The 25,985-nt window shown below is 55.7% G+C and carries 27 protein-coding genes; 17 read left to right on the forward strand and 10 right to left on the reverse strand.

Annotation, left to right across the window (positions count from 1 at the left end; translation table 11 throughout):
* Nucleotides 1–7: 7 nt before the first annotated feature.
* Entirely contained in the window at nucleotides 8–916 is a 909-nt protein-coding gene (locus tag ACR0AH_RS04290; RefSeq protein ID WP_170510219.1) for an AAA family ATPase, read from the reverse strand.
* A 146-nt stretch (nucleotides 917–1,062) separates the two neighbouring features.
* On the opposite strand from ACR0AH_RS04290, the gene pyrC reads away from it, so the two are divergent.
* The gene (gene pyrC / locus ACR0AH_RS04295; protein WP_480590566.1) at nucleotides 1,063–2,100 is read left to right on the forward strand and encodes a dihydroorotase; all 1,038 of its coding nucleotides are present in this window, start codon (nucleotides 1,063–1,065) and stop codon (nucleotides 2,098–2,100) included.
* Here pyrC and ACR0AH_RS04300 read toward each other — a convergent pair.
* Together ACR0AH_RS04300 and ACR0AH_RS04305 are read right to left on the reverse strand one after the other, a co-directional pair.
* Nucleotides 2,097–3,392 carry an MmgE/PrpD family protein gene (locus tag ACR0AH_RS04300; protein ID WP_480590569.1) on the reverse strand — a complete coding sequence of 432 codons (1,296 nt, stop codon included), beginning with the start codon at nucleotides 3,390–3,392 and terminating at the stop codon, nucleotides 2,097–2,099. The genes pyrC and ACR0AH_RS04300 overlap by 4 nt on opposite strands.
* 38 nt (nucleotides 3,393–3,430) lie before the next feature.
* The gene (locus ACR0AH_RS04305) at nucleotides 3,431–3,874 is read right to left on the reverse strand and encodes a type II toxin-antitoxin system RatA family toxin (RefSeq protein ID WP_170801000.1); all 444 of its coding nucleotides are present in this window, start codon (nucleotides 3,872–3,874) and stop codon (nucleotides 3,431–3,433) included.
* 72 nt (nucleotides 3,875–3,946) lie between these two features.
* Between ACR0AH_RS04305 and hpt the strand changes: the two genes are divergently transcribed.
* The gene (hpt, locus tag ACR0AH_RS04310; RefSeq protein ID WP_010439696.1) at nucleotides 3,947–4,495 is read left to right on the forward strand and encodes a hypoxanthine phosphoribosyltransferase; all 549 of its coding nucleotides are present in this window, start codon (nucleotides 3,947–3,949) and stop codon (nucleotides 4,493–4,495) included.
* Nucleotides 4,495–4,668: a hypothetical protein gene (locus ACR0AH_RS04315; protein ID WP_170421327.1), complete on the forward strand. Its 174-nt coding sequence runs from the start codon at nucleotides 4,495–4,497 to the stop codon at nucleotides 4,666–4,668. The genes hpt and ACR0AH_RS04315 overlap by 1 nt, the downstream gene beginning before the upstream one ends.
* Here the strand turns inward: ACR0AH_RS04315 and ACR0AH_RS04320 are convergent.
* On the reverse strand, nucleotides 4,658–5,803 hold the full coding sequence (locus ACR0AH_RS04320; protein ID WP_480590572.1) for an amidohydrolase: 1,146 nt from the start codon (nucleotides 5,801–5,803) through the stop codon (nucleotides 4,658–4,660). The two genes, ACR0AH_RS04315 and ACR0AH_RS04320, sit on opposite strands and share 11 nt — an antisense overlap.
* Nucleotides 5,800–6,750, reverse strand: coding sequence for a lipoyl synthase (gene lipA, locus ACR0AH_RS04325; RefSeq protein WP_170421324.1), 951 nt, complete (start codon nucleotides 6,748–6,750; stop codon nucleotides 5,800–5,802). The genes ACR0AH_RS04320 and lipA overlap by 4 nt, the downstream gene beginning before the upstream one ends.
* 262 nt (nucleotides 6,751–7,012) lie before the next feature.
* On the opposite strand from lipA, the gene ACR0AH_RS04330 reads away from it, so the two are divergent.
* A complete protein-coding gene (locus ACR0AH_RS04330) occupies nucleotides 7,013–7,561 on the forward strand; it encodes a peroxiredoxin (protein ID WP_170393246.1) in 549 nt (182 codons plus the stop codon).
* A gap of 51 nt (nucleotides 7,562–7,612) precedes the next feature.
* Here the strand turns inward: ACR0AH_RS04330 and ACR0AH_RS04335 are convergent, their stop codons facing one another.
* Both ACR0AH_RS04335 and ACR0AH_RS04340 read right to left on the reverse strand, forming a co-directional pair.
* On the reverse strand, nucleotides 7,613–8,536 hold the full coding sequence (locus tag ACR0AH_RS04335) for a hydrogen peroxide-inducible genes activator (RefSeq protein ID WP_170732036.1): 924 nt from the start codon (nucleotides 8,534–8,536) through the stop codon (nucleotides 7,613–7,615).
* 60 nt (nucleotides 8,537–8,596) lie between these two features.
* On the reverse strand, nucleotides 8,597–9,694 hold the full coding sequence (locus ACR0AH_RS04340; protein ID WP_480590576.1) for a DUF6456 domain-containing protein: 1,098 nt from the start codon (nucleotides 9,692–9,694) through the stop codon (nucleotides 8,597–8,599).
* 241 nt (nucleotides 9,695–9,935) lie between these two features.
* On the opposite strand from ACR0AH_RS04340, the gene ACR0AH_RS04345 reads away from it, so the two are divergent.
* Nucleotides 9,936–10,235, forward strand: coding sequence for a DUF6477 family protein (locus tag ACR0AH_RS04345; RefSeq protein WP_170610387.1), 300 nt, complete (start codon nucleotides 9,936–9,938; stop codon nucleotides 10,233–10,235).
* On the opposite strand, the gene ACR0AH_RS04350 is transcribed toward ACR0AH_RS04345, so the two are convergent.
* Both ACR0AH_RS04350 and ACR0AH_RS04355 read right to left on the reverse strand, forming a co-directional pair.
* A complete protein-coding gene (locus ACR0AH_RS04350) occupies nucleotides 10,236–11,780 on the reverse strand; it encodes a trimethylamine methyltransferase family protein (protein ID WP_170393250.1) in 1,545 nt (514 codons plus the stop codon).
* A 134-nt stretch (nucleotides 11,781–11,914) separates the two neighbouring features.
* Nucleotides 11,915–12,355 (reverse strand): GNAT family N-acetyltransferase, encoded by a 441-nt coding sequence (locus ACR0AH_RS04355; protein ID WP_170510246.1) that lies wholly within the window; start codon nucleotides 12,353–12,355, stop codon nucleotides 11,915–11,917.
* A 70-nt stretch (nucleotides 12,356–12,425) separates the two neighbouring features.
* On the opposite strand from ACR0AH_RS04355, the gene guaA reads away from it, so the two are divergent.
* From guaA to ACR0AH_RS04405, 10 genes are all read left to right on the forward strand, one after another.
* Nucleotides 12,426–13,985, forward strand: coding sequence for a glutamine-hydrolyzing GMP synthase (guaA, locus tag ACR0AH_RS04360; RefSeq protein ID WP_480590580.1), 1,560 nt, complete (start codon nucleotides 12,426–12,428; stop codon nucleotides 13,983–13,985).
* Nucleotides 13,986–14,042: 57 nt separating this feature from the next.
* Nucleotides 14,043–14,633, forward strand: a complete 591-nt coding sequence (locus tag ACR0AH_RS04365) for an acyltransferase (protein ID WP_170393253.1) — start codon at nucleotides 14,043–14,045, stop codon at nucleotides 14,631–14,633.
* Nucleotides 14,634–14,820: 187 nt separating this feature from the next.
* Complete coding sequence (locus ACR0AH_RS04370; RefSeq protein ID WP_480590583.1) at nucleotides 14,821–15,708, forward strand: DMT family transporter; 888 nt, start codon at nucleotides 14,821–14,823, stop codon at nucleotides 15,706–15,708.
* 299 nt (nucleotides 15,709–16,007) lie between these two features.
* Nucleotides 16,008–17,072 (forward strand): OmpP1/FadL family transporter, encoded by a 1,065-nt coding sequence (locus tag ACR0AH_RS04375; protein ID WP_480590585.1) that lies wholly within the window; start codon nucleotides 16,008–16,010, stop codon nucleotides 17,070–17,072.
* Between the two features lie 82 nt (nucleotides 17,073–17,154).
* Nucleotides 17,155–18,066 carry a DMT family transporter gene (locus tag ACR0AH_RS04380; protein ID WP_480590589.1) on the forward strand — a complete coding sequence of 304 codons (912 nt, stop codon included), beginning with the start codon at nucleotides 17,155–17,157 and terminating at the stop codon, nucleotides 18,064–18,066.
* A 49-nt stretch (nucleotides 18,067–18,115) separates the two neighbouring features.
* Complete coding sequence (locus tag ACR0AH_RS04385) at nucleotides 18,116–18,988, forward strand: ATPase (RefSeq protein ID WP_170421305.1); 873 nt, start codon at nucleotides 18,116–18,118, stop codon at nucleotides 18,986–18,988.
* Between the two features lie 38 nt (nucleotides 18,989–19,026).
* On the forward strand, nucleotides 19,027–19,944 hold the full coding sequence (gene metA / locus ACR0AH_RS04390) for a homoserine O-acetyltransferase MetA (protein ID WP_170393257.1): 918 nt from the start codon (nucleotides 19,027–19,029) through the stop codon (nucleotides 19,942–19,944).
* The gene (locus ACR0AH_RS04395) at nucleotides 19,934–20,887 is read left to right on the forward strand and encodes an alpha/beta fold hydrolase (protein ID WP_170610374.1); all 954 of its coding nucleotides are present in this window, start codon (nucleotides 19,934–19,936) and stop codon (nucleotides 20,885–20,887) included. Before metA ends, ACR0AH_RS04395 begins: the two co-directional genes overlap by 11 nt.
* A 48-nt stretch (nucleotides 20,888–20,935) precedes the next feature.
* On the forward strand, nucleotides 20,936–21,805 hold the full coding sequence (gene ppk2 / locus ACR0AH_RS04400) for a polyphosphate kinase 2 (protein WP_170595796.1): 870 nt from the start codon (nucleotides 20,936–20,938) through the stop codon (nucleotides 21,803–21,805).
* An 83-nt stretch (nucleotides 21,806–21,888) separates the two neighbouring features.
* Nucleotides 21,889–22,503: a TetR/AcrR family transcriptional regulator gene (locus ACR0AH_RS04405; protein ID WP_170393260.1), complete on the forward strand. Its 615-nt coding sequence runs from the start codon at nucleotides 21,889–21,891 to the stop codon at nucleotides 22,501–22,503.
* An 11-nt stretch (nucleotides 22,504–22,514) separates the two neighbouring features.
* Here the strand turns inward: ACR0AH_RS04405 and ACR0AH_RS04410 are convergent, their stop codons facing one another.
* Complete coding sequence (locus ACR0AH_RS04410) at nucleotides 22,515–23,732, reverse strand: tetratricopeptide repeat protein (RefSeq protein ID WP_480590592.1); 1,218 nt, start codon at nucleotides 23,730–23,732, stop codon at nucleotides 22,515–22,517.
* A 239-nt stretch (nucleotides 23,733–23,971) separates the two neighbouring features.
* Here ACR0AH_RS04410 and ACR0AH_RS04415 point away from each other — a divergent pair, with 239 nt between their 5' ends.
* A complete protein-coding gene (locus tag ACR0AH_RS04415; RefSeq protein WP_170732020.1) occupies nucleotides 23,972–24,250 on the forward strand; it encodes a hypothetical protein in 279 nt (92 codons plus the stop codon).
* A complete protein-coding gene (locus tag ACR0AH_RS04420) occupies nucleotides 24,247–25,887 on the forward strand; it encodes a sulfatase-like hydrolase/transferase (RefSeq protein WP_170732018.1) in 1,641 nt (546 codons plus the stop codon). Before ACR0AH_RS04415 ends, ACR0AH_RS04420 begins: the two co-directional genes overlap by 4 nt.
* The last annotated feature ends 98 nt before the right edge of the window (nucleotides 25,888–25,985 follow it).

The raw sequence follows: 25,985 nt of genomic DNA on the forward strand, positions 1-25,985 counted from the left end.
TGAAGCATCAAGCTGGTTCGAGATCGGCTTTCGCCTGATCCAGAATGCGTTTGGCCTCGGACCCCTGCAACTTTTGGATGTCGTCCTGGTATTTCAGGATGGCACCCAACGTATCGCCGATTACTTCGGGACTGAGGTTGATAACGTCCAGCGCCAGCAGGCACTTGGCCCAATCGATAGTCTCGGCCACCCCCGGTTTCTTGAACAAATCTTCAGTGCGCAAGCGCTGAACAAAGGCGACCACCTCACGGCTCAGCGCTTCTGCCGCTTCCGGCGCTCGGGCGTGCAGGATTTCGATTTCGCGCGCAAAGTCAGGGTAATCAACCCAATGATATAGGCAGCGGCGTTTCAGCGCGTCATGTACTTCGCGCGTGCGGTTCGAGGTAACGATCACAATGGGCGGTTCTGGAGCTTTGACAGTACCAAGCTCGGGGATCGTGACCTGAAAGTCACTGAGCGCCTCCAGCAAGAAAGCCTCAAAGGGTTCGTCGGTCCGGTCCAATTCGTCAATTAGCAGTACAGGTGCCCCAGTAGCATCCGGGCGCATGGCCTGCAGCAAGGGGCGCTCGATCAGATAATCATCCGAGAACAGCTCGGTCTGCAACGCGCCTCGGTCCGCCCCACCCGACGCTTCTGCGGTTCGGATCGCCACCATCTGGGCGGGGAAATTCCACTCATACACAGCGGAAGAGGCATCAAGGCCTTCGTAGCACTGCAACCTGATCAGGCGCCGCCCCAATCCTGCGGCCAGCGCCTTGGCGATCTCAGTCTTGCCGACGCCCGCCTCGCCTTCCAGAAATAGAGGTCGACCAAGTTTCAGCGAAAGAAACACAACCGTCGCCAAAGCCCGGCCACAGACATAACCCTCAGAGCCCAAAAGCTCTTGCACGGCATCGATGGAGTTTGGCTGTGTCATGAGTTCCCCTTTTTCCTGCGCCCCAACAGGTCATGACCACAACCAGAGGTCAAGACCACCATCCGTCAGTGACTTACGGCGATCTGTCTCATCGGCAAGGGCAAGAGGGTCTTTCACCACCCAAGCGGCTGTGTTAGCCGGGGGCCATGACCCAATCCCTGACGATCCGCCGCCCCGATGACTGGCATTTGCATCTGCGCGATGGCGCGATGCTGCAAGCCGTCTTGCCTGAAACCGCGCGCCATTTTGCCCGTGCCATCATCATGCCGAATCTGGTTCCGCCCGTTGTCAAAGGTGACGACGCAGCAGCTTATCGGGACCGCATCCTTGCTGCTCTGCCTGAGGATATGACGTTTGAGCCGCTGATGACGCTCTACCTGACCGAAGACACGGACCCGGCGGATGTGGCCGCCGCACATGCAAGCGGATTGGTCAAGGCGGTCAAGCTTTACCCGGCTGGGGCAACAACCAACTCGTCTTCTGGCGTTCGCGATTTCGACAAGGTGCGCCCGGTGCTGGAGAAGATGGCCGAGATCGGTCTGCCGCTGTGTGTGCACGGCGAAGTCACGGATGCCGAGATCGATATCTTCGATCGTGAGGCGGTGTTCATCGACCGCGTTCTTGATCCGATTCGCAAAGCAACACCCGGACTGCGCGTGGTGATGGAGCACATCACGACGTCAAACGGCGTGGATTACGTCAAGGCGAACGAGAAAGATCTGGGTGCGACGATTACAACGCATCACCTGATCATCAACCGCAACCACATTCTGGTTGGCGGCATCAAGCCGCATTACTACTGCTTGCCGGTCGCCAAGCGCGAAGAGCATCGGCTGGCGCTGCTGACCGCCGCGACATCAGGCGATACGCGTTTCTTCTTGGGCACAGACAGCGCGCCGCACACGGATGCTAACAAGGAAATGGCCTGTGGCTGCGCCGGCTGTTTCACTGCAACTAATACAATGTCACTGCTGGCCGAAATGTTCGAGCGCGCAGATGCGTTGGACAAGCTAGAGGCGTTCGCGTCACTCAACGGCCCGGCCTTCTATCGCCTGCCAGTGAACGAAGAGACCATCACGCTGACCAAAGGCGATGAGGTCGTCTATCCGACCAAAATCGAAAGCGGCGACGGCCCCGTGACCGTATTCGATCCGGGCTTTCCGCTGCATTGGCGGGTCACTTAATCGGTTAACCTGTCAGCCAAATCCGCTGCGCGCCCGCCGGTGCGCAGCATCGACCAGATGGCGTCCGCCTCATCCCCCCCGATCAGCTTCGCCGCTTTCTCCCTGACGCGATCTTCGCGATCCGATAGAGACATCGGTGCCAGCAGATCATGGCTGGCCTCGCGGCGCGCGCCGTCCCGGCGTAACAGGGACAGATGGGCTTGTGTCTCGGATAGACTCTCATCCGCCTCGACCGTGATCCGGTCCCTTAAGGATTGCAGTCTTGGATCAGCACAAATCTTGTCGGAATAGCTCCCTGGCAGAGCTGTATCGTAGCCCATTGCCTGCATTGCGATCACGGTACGATAGGAAAACTTCGCTCCTAACCCACTGGTCGGCTGCAGTTGATTGCACACGCTCATCCAGCGGGGGTGGGTTTTGATCTTGATCTCGGCCACCTCAGGCTCGGCGACGTCGAGATCGCGCGCAGCCTCGAGCGCCGCGTGCAGGCCATGGCAGCAAGCGTGGAATTTGTGGCTGATGCTTTCGAACAGCCACTCGTCCCCCAAACCATCAAGCGCAGCAGCTAAATCGTCAGCTCCCAAATGTGTCGCCCCAAACCCAAACGGGCCTTCCAATGCGTCAGCACCGGGTTGAAAACCGTTGCGGATCAACTGGGCGGCCTCAACCCCGTTCGAGGCCGCAAGTCCAGCGTTATAGGGTTTACCCATGGTCCCGAACTGTGATTTCTGCCCTGAGGCCCGGGTCGCGGTTAGCCCCAACAGGTCACGCATCTGCTTTACGTCAAATGCCATAATCCGACCCGCAGCCACCGCAGCCCCAAACGCGCCAGCCGTGGCTGTTTGGTGAAAACCAGCCTGATAATGACCACGACCAAGCCACAAACCGATGCGGATCGATAACTCCATTCCCACTAGCGCTGCCTCAAGCAGATCGACCAGAGGTCGGTCTTCCCACGCAGTAAGAGCAAGGGCTGCAGGAAAAACAGCAACCGATGGATGACCGATATGAGCGAAATGCGTGTCGTCATAATCAAGCGCATGAGAAATGGTACCATTCACCAGCGCAGCTGCACGTAGCGGCGCATCACCGCCTCCGAACAAACGCGCCTGTGCGGCACCGCTCTCGGAAAGAACCATCTGACGTATGATGCGGGAAACCGGCTCATCTGCGCCTGCCCGCCCCACAGCAAGCCAGTCCAACGCGGATAGAGATGTCACGATACGAGCCTGCGCCGTGGTCGACACAGAACCAGCAGCAAACTCGGCAAGGGCAGTTGTCAAATCGGTCATGTGGCGCAGTCTAGCGCGCGCCGCTCGGGCGTAAAGCCTCAGCCGTACAGGACGGCAGCACGTTGTTCGAATGCTCGGACGATACGGTGCATGGCTTCGTTGAAAACCACGCCAATGATTCCTTGCAGAACCGCGTTCTTGAATTCGAAATCAACGTGGAACGAGACGTTGCAGCCATCAACTGTATCCTCGAATTCCCAATCCGAGCGCATGTATTTGAACGGACCGTCCAGATACTCGGTATCGATCCGTTTCAGCTCATCAAATAGCGTGACCCGACTGCCAAAGCGTTCTCGGAATACCTTGAATGAAATCACCAGATCCGCCTCCATCACCTTGCCATCTCCGGCTTGATAGGTCCGACGGATGCGGGCCGCAGCGCACCATGGCAGGAACTCGGGGTATTTCGCCACATCCGCGACCAGATCATACATCTGCTGAGCGGTGTAAGGCAGCGGGCGGGTCTCGGAATGGGTTGGCATGATATCCGGGATTAACTGGTGACAATGGCGCGTGATTTCGTATGTTGCGCGCCAAAGATCAAGGGGGCAGCGATGAGCCAGCGCGCATATGTGATAGATGAGATGATCTCGGCCAAGGCAATTGCTGCCCGGATCGAAGAGCTTTGCCGCGAAATAACGGCTGAATTCGGCGGCACCGACAAGCTGGTCGTTGTCGGCCTGCTGCGCGGCAGCTTCGTCTTTATCGCTGATCTGGTGCGTGAGCTGGACCTGCCCATCGAGGTCGATTTTCTGGAGGCATCGTCCTACGGAGACTCGATGGAAAGCAGTCGAGAAGTTCGTATTCTTAAGGACTTACGCGGCGCCATTGAAGGGCGCGATGTTTTGGTAGTCGAGGATATCGTGGATACCGGCCATACCCTGAATCATGTCTCCAAGCTGCTCCGTACCCGCAAGCCGCACCGGTTGAAATCCATCGCCCTTCTGGACAAACCCAGCCGGCGCGAGGTTGATTTCCGCTCGGACTGGATCGGGTTTGAAATCCCTGATGAATTTGTCGTGGGTTATGGCATCGACTATGCGCAGCGCAATCGCAACCTGCCGTTTATCGGCAAGGTTCGATTTGTCGAAGATCAGGACTGATGAGTCTGCGCCACTTTGTTCGCATGTCAAAATGGGGGCGAAACCCGCCCTCGGAACGGCGCGTGAAACTGGTGTTTGGCGCGATCCTTATCTGCCTGATGATTGCCGGAATTGAATATATGGGGTGGTGGCCCGAATGGGCAGAAAGCCAGCCCAGAAAACTCAGGCCTTGAGCGTTTGTTCGATAGCAGCCAGAAAAATATCTGTCCCGATCGGGATCAAAGCATCCGGGAAATCATAGTCGGGATTGTGTAGCTGCGGATGATCCCGCCCCGCGCCTAGCCAGAACATGGCGTTTTTTGCGCCTTTTCCGAACTGCCCAAAATCTTCCGAAAACCTTTGTGGGGTTGCAACCAGCTTGCAAGGAATGTCGCGGCTTTGGCAGGCCTCTGACAGGATCTGCACGGCTTCACCCGAATTTGTGCAAGCCTCAAACACATCGTCATAGGTGATTTCAACACCTAATCCCTGTGCATGAGCACGTGTAGCCACCAGCTGTTCTGCGTCGCGGATCAGGCTTGCCATCCGGCTGTCCGAGACCGTGCGCAGGGTCACCCACAGTTCGGCCTGACCGGGTGCGATACCAAAAGTGGCCTCACCCAGCCTAGCATGGGTTACCGTTGTCAGCGCATATTCTGCATCCAGCGCCCCACCCTGCCCCAGAATGGCCAAAGCAGGCATAAGCTCTGCCAACGCACCGGCTGGCGACACTCCATCCTGAGGAGCCGCCGCGTGCGAGGTTTTGCCCGTCAAAACAATTCGCATCCCACGCGAGGCGCAATTCGCCGGACCCGAGCAAAGCTCAACCCCGCCCAATTCCAAACCCGGCAAATTGTGTAAAGAAAACACATAGTCCGGAGCGATATCCGCAAACTTGGGATCAGCACGATAGGCAATCGCACCTTGACCGGTTTCTTCGGCGGGTTGAAAAATCAGAACCACCCGCCCCTTGGTCGGACGCTTGTCCCCCAATACAAAGGCAACACCAAGCACCATCGCCATATGGCCATCATGCCCGCAAAGATGCCCCTTTCCGGGATGTTGCGACGCGTATCGGGCACTTGAGATTTCCTGGATCGGTAAACCGTCCAATTCACACCGGATTCCGATGGTAGGTCCGGGCTGTCCGCTATCATAAACCGCCGCGACACCGTGGCCACCGATACCTGTCAGCACCGCATCGGGATCACACGCCTGAAGCAAGTTCGAGATACTCGTCGCGGTTCCACGTTCCTCGCCCGATATCTCAGGCACTTGATGCAGTTCATGGCGCTTTTCGGTAAGCCAGGATTGAAGTTCGGGTTTCACCTCTGGTTCAACTTCTTTTGTCGAGCTTCGCGCAAACGGGCGAAATCATCGCCCGCATGGTAAGACGACCGGGTCAAAGGAGTTGCCGAGACCATAAGGAAACCTTTTCCGAACGCAGCTTTTTCATAGGCCGCAAACTCTTCGGGTGTAACAAAGCGGTCAATGCCATGATGCTTGGGTGTTGGCTGCAGATACTGGCCGATAGTCAGAAAATCGATATCCGCCGCGCGCATGTCATCCATGACCTGACGAACTTGCTGCTCGTCCTCGCCCAGTCCGACCATTATGCCGGATTTGGTGAAAATGGACGGGTCCATCTCTTTGACCCGCTGCAGCAAGCGCAATGAGTGGAAATATCGCGCACCGGGACGCACCTGAGGATAAAGGCCCGGCACCGTTTCAAGATTGTGATTGAACACATCTGGCTTGGCCTCGACCACAATCTCAAGCACCGAGGGATCGCATTTCAGGAAATCCGGCGTCAGAATCTCGATCGTAGTCTTGGGCGAGCGGTGGCGTACTGCGCGTATGGTTTGGGCGAAATGGTCAGCCCCTCCATCCTGCAGGTCATCCCGGTCCACGGATGTGATGACCACATGGTTCAAGCCCAGCTTCTGCACCGCATGCGCCACGCGACCCGGTTCAAATGCATCCAGAGTATCCGGCTTACCGGTCGCAATGTTGCAGAAGGTACAACCGCGCGTGCAGATTTCGCCCATGATCATCATGGTCGCGTGACCCTGGCTCCAGCACTCACCCACATTCGGGCATCCGGCTTCTTCGCAGACGGTGACCAGATTGTTGTCACGCATTATCTTATGCGTCTCGGCATAGCCCTTGCCACCCGGCGCTTTGACCCGAATCCAGTTCGGTTTGCGCGGAGCCGCATTGTCAGGTCGATGTGCCTTTTCGGGGTGTCTTTGCTCGGGTATTTTCAGATCACGCACGGCTGGCTTTCCTGACTTTGGGTCAATTTTCTTTGTTCATAACATAGACCGACTCATTTGGTTACACCAGCGGCGCATAGCCGCTATGCGGCACGTCTACGTGCGTGCAGCGAAAGTGACCATGCACATCATTTTACGCATTACTTATAATGCTTTAACGCCATCAAAGATATTATGCTTTTGCAGCATATATATCATTGAAGCCGAGTTAGAATCATTTTAACTCTCGCGGCAAACATATGTGAATCACAGGAGTTTGATGATGAAAACCGGTGCAAAACTACCTGACGTAACCTTCCATACCCGTGTCCGCGATGAGGCGGTCGAAGGCCCCAACCCGTTCCGTTGGGAAGACAAGACAACTGCGGATTATTTTGCAGGCAAGCGCGTTATCCTGTTCTCGCTGCCCGGCGCATTCACCCCGACATGCTCGACCTATCAATTGCCTGGTTTCGAAAAAGGCCACGGCGATTTTGCGGCCAAGGGCATCGATGCAATCTACTGCATGTCCGTCAACGACAGCTTTGTCATGAACAAATGGGCCGCCGATCAGGGTCTGGAAAACGTCAAGGTCATTCCTGATGGGTCCGGTGAGTTCACGCGTAAAATGGGTATGCTGGTCGACAAGGACAATCTGGGCTTTGGCATGCGCTCGTGGCGTTACGCAGCCATCGTCAACGATGGCGTTGTGGAGGCATGGTTCGAAGAGCCCGGCCTGATGGATAACTGCCCCGAAGACCCTTACGGCGTGTCGTCCCCAGAAAACCTAATGAAGCATCTGGACGAAGCCCGCGAACCGGCGCTGGCATAATCCTGTCATGCACTACTTTGAAAGGCCCACCATTTCGGCGGGCCTTTTTCGTTAGGTTCGAGTTTTAGCTACCACGTCTTCACCGACCTGCCGGATTACTTGCGCCAATCGATCGAACCACTCCTCCGCTCCGGTCGAGCTGCGACGCACCAGGCCAATGGTCCTCGCCGGTTGCGGCGCACCAAATCGCAACAATCGCAGACCAGGGACTGCATCCGTCTCGGCCTGCGCCGCAAGTTCAGGCATCAACGTCAGGCCAAACCCTTCGGCGACCAAACGCGACAACGTGGCAAGCGAAGACGCACCCATATTAATTTGGCCGCTGGTACGATCCTGACCGCAAACTTCTAGCGCCTGATCTGTCAGGCAGTGCCCGTCTTCCAACAGCATCAATTGCGCTGTCTTCAAGTCCACAGGCCGCAACTCTTCCGGGCTGATGGTCAATCGATTCAAGCGAGTCTGACTTCCTGCCAGCAAGAACCGATCTTCGAATAGTGGCTCTTCGTGGAAAGTTCCATTTCCCAAGGGCAGCGCCAGTACGGCGGCATCTATTTCGCCCAAGCCCAACATGGATAGCAATCGCTCGGTCCGGGCCTCACGAATCTGAACCCGTAACGAGACATCCGCAGCCCGCAACCCGGCTAGCACCCCCGGCAGCAAATATGGTGCAACCGTAGGAATAATCCCGATCGACAGGGACCTATGGCCACCCGAATGGTCGCGTGCAAACCGGTCCAACCGTTCGGCCGCGTTCAGGACATGTTGGGCATAGTCCAAAACGTCTCGACCAAGTGGTGTCAACAGGATGTCGCGGGCCTGCCGTTCGAACAACGGCCCACCAATCGAGTCTTCCAGTGCCTTGATTTGAACCGAAAGCGCAGGCTGCGACACATGGCAGACCTGCGCGGCACGGCCAAAGTTACGCTGTTCGGCGACGGCCTGGAAATATTGCAGCTGGCGGAAGGTAAAATTCATAACCCCTGACTATCATTTGGGGTCATTTCCGCAAGGCCGGTATATGGCTGCATGAATCGTTCAGCCGATCATCCGATCCCGCTCGGTCTGGTCCTCGTAGTGGCGCTTCAGCCTTTGCAACGCGATCCGCAGCACGATCTTGCCTGATCGCGCAGACCAGCCCATCCGCTTTTCAGCCAGCTCAAGCCCTTCTAAATAACAACAACAGCGCAGCGCGACGTCGCTCAAACCCGGCCCAAGGTCAGACAGCGCGCGGGCCACACGATCTCTGGCACCAGAAGGTCCTCGCCCCACATGGCTGTCCGAGGCAAAGTCACCGCGTCCTCCGCCTGTCAGAAAGCGATCCCAATTTTGTGTGACCTGAGGTCCGATCTGCGCCAGTTCGAAATCCTCACGCAAGCGCTCGCCCGCGCTCACCAGAGTTTCATCCAGAAACAGCTTGCCATCCCGGTCGCGGCGGCGCGCCAAAGCGATCAGCGGGCTTTCCACAGTGCTGTAACGAACGCGGGGCTGCGATGGCGCCCTTGCACCCGCAGTTGCGGGTTTGAATGCGGCCTGCGCTTCCGCCATGCCAAATTCATTCTGCGTGCGCGCTCGGTTTTCGGCCTCGGCAATCAAATGACTTAGCGCAGCCCTGCCCGAGGTTGAAATCCGGTAGCGTGAGATCCGACCCGGACAATCGCATGAAATCCAATCATTCAGCGCCAGAGCCTGCGCGATCCGGCAATCTACAACTGCCGTTTTGGTAGTTCCACCTTCGCCGTTGTCCCGAACCACAACAGCCTTGTGCATATCCTCGGCCACGGCAAGCACTGCACCGGATTCACACATGCGCCTCAGTACACGCAGCGACTCGCGCTCGAATTCGTCGTCTTGGGCTTCGGGCCGTTCTGCCTCAGACGTCACGATTGCAAATGCAGAACCTGTGCGCTCCATTGGCGCAAAGTGTGACTGGGCCAGAGAATGCAGAGCTGCATCCACCAAAGGATCGTCCCTGCGCATCTCAACCCTGCGGATCTGACGCAGAATGGTCGAGGCATGGCACCCTACGGACCGCGCAATATCCCGAATAGATCGCCCTGACTCCGTATGGTCCAGATATCGTTGCGCCCCTTCGGGAACCCATGCCGGAACAGTGAATGCCACGCTGTTTTCCATATTTCTTTGCCCTCGTCGACAAAACAAACTGACAGTTTTAGCCGTCGGATTCTTAGTTAACCAAATCTAACTAGAGTTGCTTTCGTTACTCGTTCGTTAATCACAGACGGCACAGAGCAGAATTGATTCAAAAAGATAAACAGTGGTGAAACCATAGTTCGGGGTGATCCCGCACAAGGCAACACCCGCTTAGGTTGTGTCACATTTCAGACAGCGAAATTGAAAAAGAAGGAAAGCTGCCGTGCAGGACCTGATGACCATGATCACCACACTCCGCCGCCCGCGACTACTGGCCCGTGCCGCCAAGATCGGGGCGCAGGACTATAATCGCGACCGCCACCTGCAACGGCTTCTTGGATATGGATCAACACCGGGCACTGGTGCAGCGTTGATCCGTTTGCTGGAATTGGAGCGTGAGATTAACGCGCAACGCATCGAAGAAGATGCGGCCTATTCACTGGTTCGCCATCTTGATCTGCTGATTGCATTGAATGGCGAAGCGCAACTGTATCAGGCCAGTCGCGCAACGCAGTATCAGTAATTAGGTGAACGCGTCCGGCATCGATGCTTTCTTTTCGGCAACATATGCGTCGAGCGCCGCCTTTACATCAGGGTCAAGCTGCGGCTGCTGGTAGTTCGCCAACAGATGCTCAACCCGTGCCGAAGCCAGCGTCCGTGTATCGCGGGCGCCTTCTTCTTCCCAGGTCTCAAACGGCTTATAATCCAAGAGATCGGTTTTCCAGAACGCTTCCTTGAAGTTGGCTTGCGTATGGGCACAACCCAAATAGTGACCTCCGGGACCGACTTCGCGGATGGCGTCCATCGCCTGTGCATTCTCATCATAGGCCACACCTTTGGCCAATCCGTGCAAAACGCCGAGCTGATCGGCATCCATGACGAATTTCTCGAAATCTGCCACCAAGCCGCCTTCGAGCCAACCGCAGGAATGCAGCATGAAATTCACACCCGACATCAGGCCCATGTTCAACGAGTTCGCGGTCTCATACGCAGCTTGCGCATCCGGCAATTTTGAACCACAGAACGAACCCGCAGAGCGATATGGCAGACCCAGTCGGCGCGCCAACTGACCCGCGCCATAAGTGACGTGCGAAGCCTCTGGGGTGCCAAAGGTCGGCGCTCCTGAATTCATGTCGATCGACGATACGAACGCCCCAAAGATCGCAGGAGCACCCGGACGGATGATCTGGCTATATGCTACACCTGCCATGACCTCGGCCAGAACCTGCGTCAGCGTGCCCGCGACCGAAACCGGTGCCATAGCACCACCCACGATGAACGGCGAAATAATGCAGGCCTGATTGTTTGCGGCATAAACTTCCAGAGAACCCATCATCACGTCGTCAAAGGTCATCGGCGAGTTGATGTTGGTCAACGATGTCATCACGGTGTTGTTCTGCACGAACTCTTTGCCGAACAGGATCTCGCACATCTCGATCGAATCCTGCGCCCGGCTGGGATCAGTGACCGAACCCATGAACGGTTTGTCGGACAGAGTCATATGCGCCATCAGCATGTCCAAATGGCGCTTGTTTACCGGAATATCTGTCGGTTCGCAGACCGTACCGCCCGAATGGTGCAGCCACTTGGACATGTAGGCCAGCTTCACGAACTTGTTGAAATCGTCCATTGTCGCGTAACGACGTCCGCCTTGCGCATCGCGTACGAACGGAGGACCATAGACCGGAGCCAGAACCATATTGCGGCCGCCGATGACTACCGATTTCTCAGGATTGCGGGCGTGCTGGGTAAATTCGCTAGGGGCGGTCTTGATCAGCTCACGTGCCAGGCCGCGCGGCAGGCGGACCCGCTCACCATCGACATCTGCACCCGCGTCTTTCCAGCGCTCAAGCGCTGCCGGATTGTCTACGAAATTGACGCCAATCTCAGCCAATACGGTTTCCGCATTGGTTTCGATAATCTCCAGCGCCTCTTCGTTGAGGACCTCGAAATTGGGGATATTGCGTTCGATATATTTCGCGGTTTCGATCTTGACCGCCGTACGCTCGGCACGACGGGCGGCACCACCGCCACCCCGTGCCCTGCGCCGGGTGTTTGCCTCTGCCATTGAGTAAATCCCGTGATTGGTTGGTTTGGTAGATGTGTTACATGAACGGCAAACTTCGCCACAGGTAGTTTACGGCGCTCTAGAGGTAAAAGCGACATGAACCGCGGGCCGCTGCGACATATGTCTGTCGGTTACTACTTTGCCTTTTTCTGCATAACGACAGTGTTTCCTGACACCTCGACCTCAACCCACCCCAGATGAGTGTACATTTCGCGGGTTGCACGCATCAGCCGATGTGTCCGCAAGCGCAGGACTGAAAGCCCGGCCTCAACGGCCTTAGCTTCAGCAACTGCAAGCAGTTGCCGCGCAATACCCTTGCCCTGAGCCTCTGGCGAAACGGCGAGATTGAATATCATCATAGCCTCGGCCTGTTGATCAAATATGATGACACCAAAAAGTGTACCGTCCACTTCAGCAATGACGACCTGATGCTCTGCGATCTCTTCCTCGATACCAGACGTAACATCCGGCAGATCGGCAATGTCTCTCATCGCATCGGCATAAGCGCTTGCGATACAAACTTGTATCGACTTGGCGTCGCTTCGTTCGGCAGTTCTGAGTTTTATGGTGGTCATGTATCAGCCTCCTCGCTGAATTGACGTCATTACGCTTGCACAAGCAAGGCTTGCGACCTAATAGCCAATCATGACCCAAGACAGCCATGACCGCCTTTTGATCATCGACTTCGGCAGCCAGGTGACGCAGCTTATTGCCCGCCGCTTGCGCGAACTGAACGTCTATTGCGAAATCCACCCCTACCAGAACGTCACGATGGATTTCGTGCGAGAGATGGCGCCCAAGGCCGTCATTTTTTCGGGCGGCCCTGACAGTGTTACGCGCGAGGGTTCACCCCGCGCCCCGCAAGAGATTTTTGACTACGGCGTGCCGATCCTGGGCATCTGCTATGGTCAGCAGGTGATGATGCATCAACTGGGCGGCAAGGTTGAAAGCGGGCACGGCACCGCAGAATTTGGCCGCGCATTTGTTACTCAGAATAATCGGCTTGATATCCTCGATGGCTGGTTCGCCGAAGGTGACGAGCAGGTCTGGATGAGCCACGGCGATCATGTAAGCGAAATCGCTCCGGGTTTTGAGGTGTTCGGCACTTCACCCAACGCGCCGTATGCCATCACGGCCGACGCCTCGCGTCATTTCTATGCGGTGCAATTTCACCCCGAGGTTCACCACACACCCAAGGGTGCAAAGCTCTATGAGAATTTTGTCAAACTGGCAGGGTTCAAGGGCGATTGGACCATGGGGGCTTATCGGGACGAGATGATCCGCAAAATCCGCGAACAGGTCGGGGACAAAAAAGTCATTTGTGGCTTGTCTGGCGGTGTCGACAGCTCGGTTGCGGCGATCCTGATACATGAGGCGATTGGCGATCAGCTGACCTGCGTGTTTGTCGACCATGGGCTGCTACGCAAGAACGAGGCTGCCGAAGTCGTCGGCATGTTCCGCGACAATTACAACATCCAGTTGATCCACGCGGACGAAAGCGAACTGTTCCTGGGTGAACTTGATGGACAATCCGATCCTGAAACCAAGCGCAAGATTATCGGCAAGCTGTTCATCGACGTGTTCCAGAAACACGCCGACACAATCGACGGCGCCGAGTTCTTGGCACAGGGCACCTTGTATCCAGATGTGATTGAATCCGTGTCGTTTTCAGGCGGTCCATCTGTGACCATCAAATCGCACCACAATGTGGGTGGCCTGCCTGAAAAGATGGGCCTGAAGCTGGTCGAGCCTCTGCGTGAACTCTTCAAGGACGAGGTCCGCGCGTTGGGCCGCGAGTTGGGCCTGCCCGACAGCTTCATCGGTCGCCACCCCTTCCCCGGCCCCGGCCTTGCCATCCGCTGCCCGGGTGAGATAACTCGCGAAAAGCTTGAGATCCTGCGCGAAGCCGATGCCATCTATATCGACCAGATTCGCAAACATGGTCTGTATGATGAGATTTGGCAGGCCTTTGTCGCCATTCTTCCGGTGCGCACGGTCGGTGTAATGGGGGATGGACGAACATACGATTATGCCTGCGCCCTCCGCGCGGTCACATCCGTCGATGGCATGACAGCGGACTACTATCCTTTCAGCCACGAATTCCTCGGTGAAACCGCCACGCGTATCATCAACGAAGTCAAGGGCATCAACCGGTGCACTTACGACATCACCTCGAAACCTCCCGGAACGATTGAATGGGAATGATTATTCCCCCTCGACAGTGCTGAAATGCACCGCGTTTGACGGGAGAAGGACAATTCGATGAGCAACTACTCGGTACATGAAACGGCAATCGTCGATGAAGGCGCGCAGATCGGAGATGGCTGCCGAATCTGGCATTGGGTGCACATCTGCGGAGGCGCCAAGCTGGGCCGAAATGTTTCACTCGGGCAGAATGTCTTCGTTGGGAACAAGGTCATAATTGGCGACGATTGCAAAATTCAGAACAACGTTTCGATCTATGACAACATCACGCTGGAAGACGGCGTATTCTGTGGGCCGAGCATGGTGTTCACGAATGTGTACAACCCGCGTTCATTGATCGAACGAAAGGCCGAATACCGCAATACTCTGGTAAAGAAAGGGGCCACGCTGGGCGCCAATTGCACGATCGTTTGCGGTGCTACAATCGGGGAATACGCTTTTATCGGCGCAGGTGCCGTTGTTAATGCTGACGTGAAGCCATACGCACTGATGGTGGGCGTCGCTGCCAAACAGATTGGCTGGATGAGCGAGTATGGCGAGCAGTTGGATTTACCTCTCACTGGGCGTGGTGAGGTTACCTGCCCTCATACCGGTGCTCGATACGTGTTGAACGGCGATTCGGTCAGCAAAGCTCTGCCAACCACCTGAGTATCAGAGCCAGCACGCCGAACGGCTAAGAACCCCTTTTATTTGCGGGTTCGCGTCAGAATACTGGCATCATCTAAGCCCCTCACCCAAAGCGATCATAGACGGCCAGACTTACATTTAGCCTTGCTTCATCGGGTAAAACGCAATCTATTCAGCCCGTTGCACCACAGCACATGTAAGAGATCTCATGAACAGCAATAAAATGCAGATCGGTAAGGCGGCGCTGTGGATGACAGGGGCGATCGCCTCATTCACATCGATGGCCATTGCCGGCCGCGAGCTGAGCGTGACGCACGACACCTTTGAGATCATGTTCTATCGCAGCCTAATTGGTATCTGCGTGGTGGCAATCGTCCTCTCGACTTCACGCAAATGGCATCAGGTAACCACCAAACGTCTTGGTTTGCATGGTATTCGGAACGTGTTGCATTTCACCGGGCAGAACCTGTGGTTCTATGCAGTAACGGTGATCCCGTTGGCCCAGGTCTTTGCACTCGAATTCACTCAACCCATCTGGGTGATCCTGCTATCCCCACTGCTGCTGCACGAGAGGTTGACCGCTTTGCGTCTGACCGCAGCCCTGATCGGATTTGCCGGGATTCTCATTGTGGCCCGTCCAGGGGCCGCCACACTTAGTCCCGGCGTTATTGCTGCGGCCGCATCTGCGATTTTCTTCGCGTTAACAGCAATATCAACCAAGTCCTTAACGCGCACAGCCAGCATCGGATGCATTATGTTCTGGCTTACTTTGATGCAGGCCGGTTTGGGTCTGGTTGCATCAGGTCTGGATGGGCAAATAACACTTCCAACCTTAACGACTGCGCCGCTTCTTTTGCTTGTCGGCTTGGCAGGCCTATTGGCCCACTACTGTATTACCAATGCCCTGGCCATCGCGCCTGCGACCGTGGTCGTGCCGTTTGATTTTGCACGCCTTCCGACCATCGCGATCCTCGGGATGGTCCTTTATCACGAGCCGCTGGATCACTGGACGCTTCTGGGGGCCGCGGTGATCTTTGCCGGGATTTTCCTGAACGTTTGGTCCGAGAACCGTAGCAATTCAGCAACACCCGCATAGAGCTATTTTGCTGAATAACGCTCCGTCACCGGTTGACCCAATTTTAAAGTTTAAGACAGTAAAAAGCGGTAACGAGGCCGAATACGCCCAATGAGGATGCGTATAACAGGCAATTTGGACAGTGTAGGGAGGAATATATGAAACGAGTGTTGTTGCACACATGCGCATTGTGCATTGGGGCAACCGCGGCGCAGGCCGGCGGCCTAGACCGAAGTGGGCAAGGTGTTAACATCCTTTTCGAAGAGGGATCTGTCGTGCAGTTTCGGCTTGGGTATACAAAGCCGGACGTAAGCGGATCGATGGAGGATCAAATCCCGACCAGCCCGACGTTTGGGGAAACGATTGACTCGGGCAATGTCTCGAACAGCTTTTTCACGCCGCATCTGGCATACAAGACTTCTTTGACCGAAAAGCTCGACTTCGCGCTGGTTTATGACGAGCCGTTTGGCGCGGATATCGACTATTCTTCGGATTATCCCTTGTCGCAGAATGTCTTGGCTCTGGCAGGTCTTCCCGGAGCAACAACTGACGTGCTTCGCGCAAAAGCAGATACCGATGCGATCACGGCTTTGCTTCGCTACAAATTGGATGGTGGCTTTAGTGTTATCGGTGGTCTCCGCGCCCAGCGTCTGAAAGCAAGTGTTTCAGTTCCGATCGCTGGTGCAAGCACAACACCATTCGCGTCCGGCGGATACCGCGTTGAAACGGATGCCGAGATCGATTTCGGTTACGTTGTCGGTGTTGCTTGGGAACGGCCAGATATCGCCGCACGGGTCGCTCTGACCTATAACTCGAAAATCACACATGATCTGTCGCAGACCGAAGCGAACGATGCCATCACTGGAATTGTACCACCCGGCATACCCGTCGTGGGTCGCGTCAGCGCTGATTCATCGACCGAGGTTGTGACGCCTCAATCGGTCAATCTCGATTTCCAGACAGGTGTCGCGCCAAAAACGCTGTTGTTTGGTTCGATCCGTTGGGTTGACTGGCCGCAAACCGTGTACGCACCGCCGGTCTATACTGGTCTGACCGGTATTAACCTGGTCGACTACGAAGAGGCGACATGGACCTACTCACTGGGTCTCGGCTATCAGTTCAGCGAAGAATTCTCTGGCGCGGTAACGCTGGGCTACGAGAGCTCTCAGGGGAACTCGGTCTCTAACCTAGGCCCGACGGATGGGTTCTGGAGTATCGGCCTGGGCGGCACTTACTCTCTTGAAAAGGCCAAGATTTCCGGTGGTGTACGCTATACGGATATTGGGGATGCCACTGCCAACGGTACTGGCCCCGATAACCGTGCCACGTTCACTGGCAACAGCGCATGGAGCGTTGGTATTCAGGTGACTTACGCGCTGAACTAAAGCAGATGCAGATGTGCATATTAAGCCCCGCCATCTCGGTGGGGCTTTTTCGCATGTTCCGGGTCGATTTGCTGATTGAGAGATGCCAGAACAAGCCATGACTTCTCAGAAAACACTCACAGCTCGCGCTTGGTCCGAATTGATACTGCTTGGTGTCATTTGGGGAATGTCATTCCTTGCGATCCGAATCGCACTTGATACGATTCCCGTCATAACATCAGTTTTCCACAGGGTTTTTTGGGCAGCGCTGGCGTTGTGGATCGTCATCAGCTTTCAACGCCAACCGGTCCCGAGCGATCCGAAGGTCTGGGGTATTTTTCTGATCATGGGGCTGTTGAACAATGTCCTGCCATTCTCGCTTATGGCCTGGGGGCAGCTCTATGTCGAAACTGGGCTGACATCGATTCTGAACGCTGCCACCGCGATCTTCGGCGTCCTTTTAGCGGCCTTGTTTTTTCGCGACGAGAGGCTGACCAAAACCCGCCTCCTTGGCGTAGGGCTTGGGTTTCTAGGCGTTTCAATCACAATTGGCCTCAGACAGTTTAGCAACCTAAACCCAAGCAACCTGGGTCAGGTTGCGATCCTGGCTGGGACGCTTTCTTATGCGTTTGCAGCCATCTGGGCGCGTAGCCACATGAGCGCCCTTCCCCCTAAGATCGCCGCGGCAGGTATGTTGACCGGATCCGCGATCCTGATGACGCCTGTTATGTTGTTGGTCGATGGAGTTCCGACCTTCACCCTGCCCCTGCAAACCTGGCTGGCAATCGCCTATTACGCCCTGCTGGCAACAGCCGGAGCCTATTTGCTGTACTATCGGGTGCTACAACAAGCAGGCAGCGGCAATGTTCTGCTCGTAACGCTCATCATTCCGCCAATCGCAATCCTAATGGGTGCTTTGGTGCGCGATGAAGCTTTGCCACCACGTGCTTTTATCGGTTTTACGGTACTGGCGATCGGCTTGCTCATCCTCAGCCGATCTCGCCGACGCGATTGACGCCGCCAGCGGCCCGTTTTAGCTAGGGCAAAACAAGGGACGGCGGATTATGATCTACAACTCGGCAACGGACTGGCGTCAGGCTGCGCGAAAGAAGGTGTTGTTCTTCGGTATGTCCGGGTTGGGAAAATCCTATGTCTCAAACACGCTGCGAGATGCCGGGGACTGGTTCCACTATTCAATCGATTACCGCATCGGCACCCGCTATATGGGCGAACATATCGCGGACAATGCCAAGGCTGAGGCGATGAAAGTACCCTTTCTCCGCGAGCTTTTGCTGTCGGATTCAATATATATCGGGTCGAACATCACGTTTCAAAACCTGACCCCGGTGTCGACTTATCTGGGCAAGCCGGGCAATCCCGATCTGGGCGGCCTTGAAATCTCGGAATATCAGCTGCGGCAAGACCAGTTTCGGCAGGCCGAAATCCATGCCCTGTTGGATACCAAGTATTTCATAGATCGGGCCAACCGTCTTTATAGCTATCCACACTTTATCTGCGATACCGGCGGGTCAATCTGCGAATGGGTAGAGCCTGACAATCCAAATGACCACATTCTGACTGAATTGTCGCGCCAGACCCTGATGATCTGGATCAAGGGCGATGAAGCCCACACTGAAGAACTGATCAAACGCTTCGACAAGGCACCAAAGCCTATGTCCTATAAGGCCGAGTTCCTGCAGAGGGTTTGGGACGAATACCTCGCCCTCAACAAGTGTTCCGGCACCGAGGTTGATCCGGATGCATTCATCCGCTGGACCTATGCGCAAGCGCTGGCGCACCGGCAGCCACGCTATGAAGCGATGGCCCGAAATTGGGGCGTTACAATAGCAGCCGATGACATCGCCAAAGTGCGGGATAGTGGCGATTTCGATGAGTTGATCGAACGCACCCTTGAGACCCGCCCCAACCCCGCCTAAGTTCCAGACTTCCTTCGCAGTTTCAACAGCGTGACCAAATGCCGATCAAAATCCCCTCCGACCTGCCCGCCTTTGAAGTCCTGACAAATGAGGGCGTCATGGTCATGGCTGATGATCAGGCCGCACGGCAGGATATTCGCCCCCTTCGGATCGGGCTTTTGAACCTGATGCCAAAGAAGATACAGACCGAAAACCAGTTCGCACGCCTGATCGGAGCGACCCCGCTGCAGATTGAGCTATCGCTGATCCGCATGACGGAACACCAGACCAAGAATACCGCCGCCGAGCATATGGCCGAGTTCTACCATCCTTTTCAGGAGGTGAAGGACCAGAAGTTCGACGGCCTGATCATAACCGGTGCACCAATCGAACATCTGGATTTCGCTGACGTCACCTATTGGGATGAAATCCGCGAAGTGTTCGAGTGGACCCAGACCAATGTGCATTCCACATTTGGCGTATGCTGGGGTGGTATGGCGATGATCAACCATTTCCACGACGTTGAAAAACACATGCTGGATGCGAAGGCCTTTGGCTGCTTCCGGCACCGGAACCTTGCACCCGCGTCTCCATTTTTGCGTGGTTTTTCTGATGATTGCGTGATACCCGTTAGCCGCTGGACCGAGATGCGGCAATACGAGATCGATGCGGTTCCTGATCTGATCACCCTGCTTGGCAGTGATGATGTCGGCCCCTGCCTGATCGAAGATCCCGTGCATCGGGCGCTCTATATCTTCAATCACTTTGAGTATGACAGCGATACGCTTAAACAGGAATATGACCGGGACATCGCAAATAACACGCCGATTAATGTGCCTATCAACTACTATCCCGACGATGATCCAAGCCAGAACCCTCAGAACAGGTGGCGCAGTCACGCGCATCTGCTTTATGGTAACTGGATCAATGAAATTTACCAGACAACCCCGTTTGATATGAGTAAAATTGGCCAGTAAGCTTTTGATATCGCTCAGCGTTGCGCTTGTGGGTCTCGCCCTTGTGACCGCATGGCGCAGCGCGCAGCGTGAAAGCAGCGCCGAGGCTTCGTTTCCGCCAGAAGGCCAGATCGTCGATGTCGATGGCGTTGCTGTGCATGCCGTCGTGATGGGCGTAGGGCCGGATGTGGTGCTTATCCACGGGTCCAGCGGAAACACGCGCGACATGACTTTTGCGCTGGCCCCAATTCTGGCCGAGACCTATCGCGTCATCGTCTTTGACCGCCCGGGTCTTGGATATTCAGATAGCTTTAACTCCGACGGTGAAACCATTGTCGAACAAGCGGAAATCCTACAACGGGCTGCATCGAAACTAGGCGCAGAAAAACCGATCGTCGCCGGGCAAAGCTATGGCGGTTCGGTTTCGCTTGCCTGGGCTGTCACCCGGCCCGACAACATCGCAGCTTTGGTCCTGATCGCTCCGGCGGCGATCCCGTGGGAAACACCTCTGGACGCGTTCAACACTATTGGTGCGACGACAGCGGGCAACGCCCTTGCTTTGCCTTTGGTCAGCGCATTTGTTCCTGACTGGTTTGTTACGAAGGCGTTGGACCAGGTGTTTGCACCGCAAAAAGCCCCCGAAGGATATGCCGAGCATTTCGGGCCGGGCTTGACCATGCGCCAGTCTTCGATGCACGCAAATGCCAAACAGCGTGCAAATCTGCTGGATGAAATCACCGAGCTTCAACCCCGCTATGGCGAGATCTCCGTGCCGACCGAAATTGTCCACGGTACGGCGGATACGACTGTCGGGCTGGGCTGGCATTCCGAGCGCCTGATCGAACAGATTCCCGGCGCTGAGCTGATCGAATTGGACGGCATAGGACACATGCCGCAGGTTGTGGCCGCCCCAGAGGTTGCCGCCGCAATCGACCGCGCAGCCGAGCGCGCGGGTTTGCGTTAAGTCCATCCGTAATTCATAGTAAGATATGGATTTTATGGCGAGGCGTGCATGACCCAATCAGACCCGGACACTATCGAGAACTATTTTCACAACCACGCCCCAAGACCCATACGCTCGGCTATTGAAGAGGCCAAGAAGGGTGAAATTCTGAACCCGACCTACCCCTACTCCAAAAAGCTTAAAGGCAAGGAATACGATCAGCAGATGGAAGGTCTGCAGATTGAGCTGGTCAAGATGCAGCGATGGGTCAAGGAGAACGACCAGCGCATCGCTATCCTGTTCGAGGGCCGTGACGCCGCTGGCAAAGGCGGAACCATCAAAAGGTTCCGCGAGAATTTGAACCCAAGGGGCGCGCGGAACGTGGCGCTTAGCAAACCCTCGGACGCAGAACGCAGCCAATGGTATTTCCAACGCTATATCTCTCATCTCCCATCGGCTGGTGAAATCGTGTTTTTTGATCGCAGTTGGTATAATCGGGGCGTTGTCGAAAATGTCTTTGGCTTCTGCACGACGGAAGAGCGTGAACGTTTTTTCAGGCAGGTCCTGCCCTTGGAAACCGGGTTTAGCAATGATGGCATACATATCTTCAAGTTCTGGCTGAATGTCGGGCGCGCCGAGCAACTTAACCGCTTTCTTGCCCGCGAAACCGACCCTCTGAAGCAGTGGAAACTCAGCCCGATCGACATCGCAGGCCTACACAAATGGGACGAATACAGCCAGTCGATTACCGAAACCCTTACACGAAGCCATTCCGAAAACTGCCCTTGGACGATCATTCGATCAGATGACAAGAAACGCGCCCGGCTGGCAGCCATTCGCACCGTGCTAAGCCAACTCGACTACGAAGGCAAAAACCTGGAAGTGGTGGGCATGCCGGATGAAAAGATCAGTGGTGGTCCGGAAATCTGGGATGCATAAGCTAATTGCAACGCTCTGCTCAGCCTACGCTGGATTAGGCCCTGGCCGCTGCATATATACAATAAAACGCGCCTGAGGCCGGGATGACGAAACGCGGATATCACCACGGAAACCTAAAGCAAGCCTTGATGGAGGCCGCCTTGTCCCTGATCGAACAGAAGGGACCGACCGGTTTTACATTGTCAGAGGCCGCAAAGACCGCTGGGGTCACTCCTGCCGCCGTCTATCGCCATTTCGAAGGGCGTGAGGACCTGATCGCCGAGGCTGCCCGTCAGGGGTTTGAGATGTTCGCCGACCTGATGCAATTTGCCTATGACAAAGGGCAACCCTCGGCGCTTGCGGCGTTTGAGGCCACGGGCCGCGCCTATCTTGCCTTCGCCCGCAAGCACCCCGGCTATTATATCGCGATGTTCGAAAGCGGGATTTCGATCAATCGTACACCGGAACTGGCGCTGGCCGCGAACCGGGCCAAAAACGTACTTGAAAAGGCCGCCAGCGATCTGTCGCAGCATATTCCGCCGGAGAAGCGTCCGCCCGCTTCGATGTTCAGCGCCCATATCTGGGCCATGAGCCATGGTGTTGTCGAACTTTTCGCACGCAATACCGGCGCAAGTTCCCCCTTCCCGCCTGAAGACCTTCTGGAGAGCGGAATTGGAATCTATCTGCGCGGTCTGGGTCTGGTCGCACAGGACGAATAAGACCATGCCAGTCAATCGCGTTCGCGGGCGGTCTCGCGGTCGATCAACGGGACTCCCGCTGCCCTGACCCCTGCAATAAGCGCATCAACGGGTTGCGACTCTTTGAATACGCGGCGTTTCAGGTCCTCCAGCGGAAAACCAGGCCAAGTTTTCTGGTAAACATTGGCGAGACGCCGTGCCTCGACTTGTTCGCCATTGTTCCAATGCGCGGCCATCAGATAGGCCGCTGATATCGGCCCAAATGGTCCTCCGCGCTCGATCGTGTCCTCGTAAGTTCGGATCGCCGCTGCATAGTCTTCGGTATGAAAATGCGCAGACCCCAGTACATTGCCAAAGACAAGCCCGCCGCTGCGTTCCGCGAGCTCTTCATACCATTCAGATTGCGCCAGGATCCGCTCGAAATTCAGAGTATAGAGTAAAATAAGCGCATCGAACTCAGCAACATGCGGATCGGTCGGGGCCAGATCAACGGCTCTGCGAGACAGGGCCGATGCCCGATCGTAATTGCCCAGTGCAAATTCCAGCCAGGCCCGCGCCGAAAGCGCCCAAGCCTCATCAGGTGCGATATCCATCGCATGGGCGCTTTTTTCATCGGCAGACTTCAAATACTTTTCTGCATCCGGTTCAAAGAACAACAAAATGGCCAGCATGGTCTCGACCTGTGCCGCTCCGGCATAGCCGCAGAAAAAGAGTGGATCTCGTTCAATCGCCGTCTCAAAAATCAGCAAAGCCGGCTGCAGGCGCGATAGGTCAACGACGGGGAACATCACATCGCGGCCAGCACTGCAAAGGTTTATCGCTTCTACCCGCGCGGGAGATACGTCATAAATTGCGCTTTGCCCTCGGCCCACAGCGCTGCGTGGCTCATTCTTTGAGTAATAGCCTGACACCCAGATGCCTAAGCCAATCAAAGCCAGAGAGAACGCGATGACCAACGCGCTTCGCCGAATGCCCTGTGGGTTCTGGGCTTGCGAACTCCCCAGCGTAAATTCGGGTGCATAGCTACCGACAGGCAGCGAAATCACCACCGCATCAGTTGCGCCATCACCTCCGTAGTAAGCTTTTAGCTTTCGCCGGACACGACCCGCATCAACGCGCACAACCCCTTCCCGCTTGGTCAAGTCGTCGGCGCTGTAGCCATAAACATCCATGGCAATGGTCTTGGCGCGGATCTCATCCGTGCGGCCCGCAAGCGCTTCGGTCACGACATAGCTAAGAAAGGCCCGCATTCGGGCAGATCCTTTGAAGCCACCTGAGTTCAATACCCGCTCAAGAGCACTTCGCACCTCCTCATCCGAGAAAGAAGGCGCTGTGTCACGTTGTTTGTTATCCGCCTGGGCAGTCAAGAACTATCCTTTCATGACAATGGCTTGACCCCATGATGCTACGGTAGCATGCGGCTTTATACGTTCAAGTCATATTCTAGGGAACGCATGCTTTACGAGCAATTTCCACGAAGGCAACGCGGATGGACGAAGAAGACTTCTTTGACGCACAATTCCCGGGAACCTCCGTTCTGCTGCGAAACATGCGCGCGCAAGACAGTGAGTTCGACCGGATTTGCCTCGATTATCAGGAGATGATGACCGAGCTGGCTCAGTCTCCTCTTTCCGACACGGGCGTTCGCCCTCGGTACCTCGCGGATCTGGCGGAAACCGTTACTGATTTGCGAAGCTCTATCGAAGCAAAGCTGTCAGACGTTCCCCGTACGCCTGGGCATATGGATAAAACGAAAGGCTTGAAATGACCCTGAAACACATTTTGCCCGCGCTAATCCTCACTGCAGGTTCGGCATATGCCCAACAGAACCCGATTATTCACGATGGTGAGTTCGAATTTCTGCGTGCCCAGTTCGGCGCGGTCTGGGATGCCCAGGACATTGAGATTGACGCGAAACTGGCCGAAATCCGCGACGCAAACGGGGGCAAACCACCCAATATCCTGTACATCCTGATCGACGACATCAGCTTTGGTCAGATGGGTGATCGCAAGATGAACTACGTCATGGGCATCGAAACGCCCAGCATCAACCAGTTCGCCACCGAAGGTTTGTCGCTGATGCGAATGTACACGGAACCCTCGTGCACGCCGACCCGCACGGCAATGCTAACGGGGCGACATCCGGTGCGTGCCGGTGTGACAGAAGTCAAAGTGGCTCTGGTAGGCGAAGGCCTTCCAGCCAGCGAGGTGACCCTGCCCGAGATCCTGAAAGAAGTTGGCTACAACACCGTACATGTCGGCAAGTGGCACCAAGGTGATATCGAACAGGCCTACCCCCATAATCAAGGTTTCGACTGGGCTGCCTTCCCCCTACATCAACAAGTTCAACTGAGCCTCATGACCCCCGAGGCGATGCGCGCGAATAACATGCTTGGATACGTGCCCGAGGGGCAGAACAATCAGTTTCTGCTGGATGAACGTTTCAAGCCCTACGGGCTGGTGACCGGTGTCGAGGCAGAAGCAGGCGGCACCGCTCGAGAGGTGGATATGTCACCGGGCGAGGTCTGGACCCAAGCCAAGTATGAAGCGATGAACGAGAGGTATCAGCGTCAGGCTCTTGAGCAATTGGAGCGTGCCGCAGCTGAGGAAGAACCGTTTTTCCTGCAATATTGGCCGCTCTACCCGTTGAATTTCGTTTATGCCGAGAACGCGATCTCTCGCAACGGCGGGTTTCATGCTGACAAACTGCAACTACTGGATGGCTGGATCGGTGACCTGCTGGTCAAGCTCGAAGAAACCGGAAAAGCCGACAACACGATTGTGGTTTTGATGGCCGACAATGGACTGATGTACCACTACGAAGGAACTTCGGGGCTCAATCAACTGATCTATCGTGGCGGTAAGACCCAACATCTGGAAGGTGGCGTACGCACGGATGCATTCATTCGCTGGCCCGGAGTAATCGAGGCTGACAGCGCCGCCGGAGATATCTTTCATGTGTCTGATATCTATACCACAATGGCTCGGATCGCAGGCGCGACTGATCATATCCCGCGCGACCGCATCATCGATGGTGTCGATCAGACCGCCCTGCTGCTGAACGGTGAAGGCAACGGTCGCCGCGATTATGTATATGTCTATGAAGGCCCGGTTTTGCGCTCGGTGGTCAAGCAGGAATTCAAAATGCACCTGCCCGCGCCCGGCCAACCCGGAGCGGCGGCCCCGACCTTCAACATCTATCGTGATCCACGCGAACTGCACCCTTTGGTCGGTTACTCACTTTGGGCCGGAGCGTCGTTTCAGGACATGATCAAACGCCATCAGAAGATGATCGCGAAACACCCGCATTCCGAAATCGGGCGCGGCATCCCCTACGAGGGCATCGACAACCTGCGCCCGGAATCTGAACTGGCTCGCGATGTGTTCACCAGCTGGCAGCAGTGAAGGCTACAGAAATTCCTGTTTAAATATGATAATGTTTTAATGTGAAATCAGCGGCAGGAGTGTTTGCGTTCCGCCCAGTACACGATCGGGGGATATCG

The sequence above is a fragment of the Ruegeria sp. AM5 genome, from assembly GCF_056540645.1.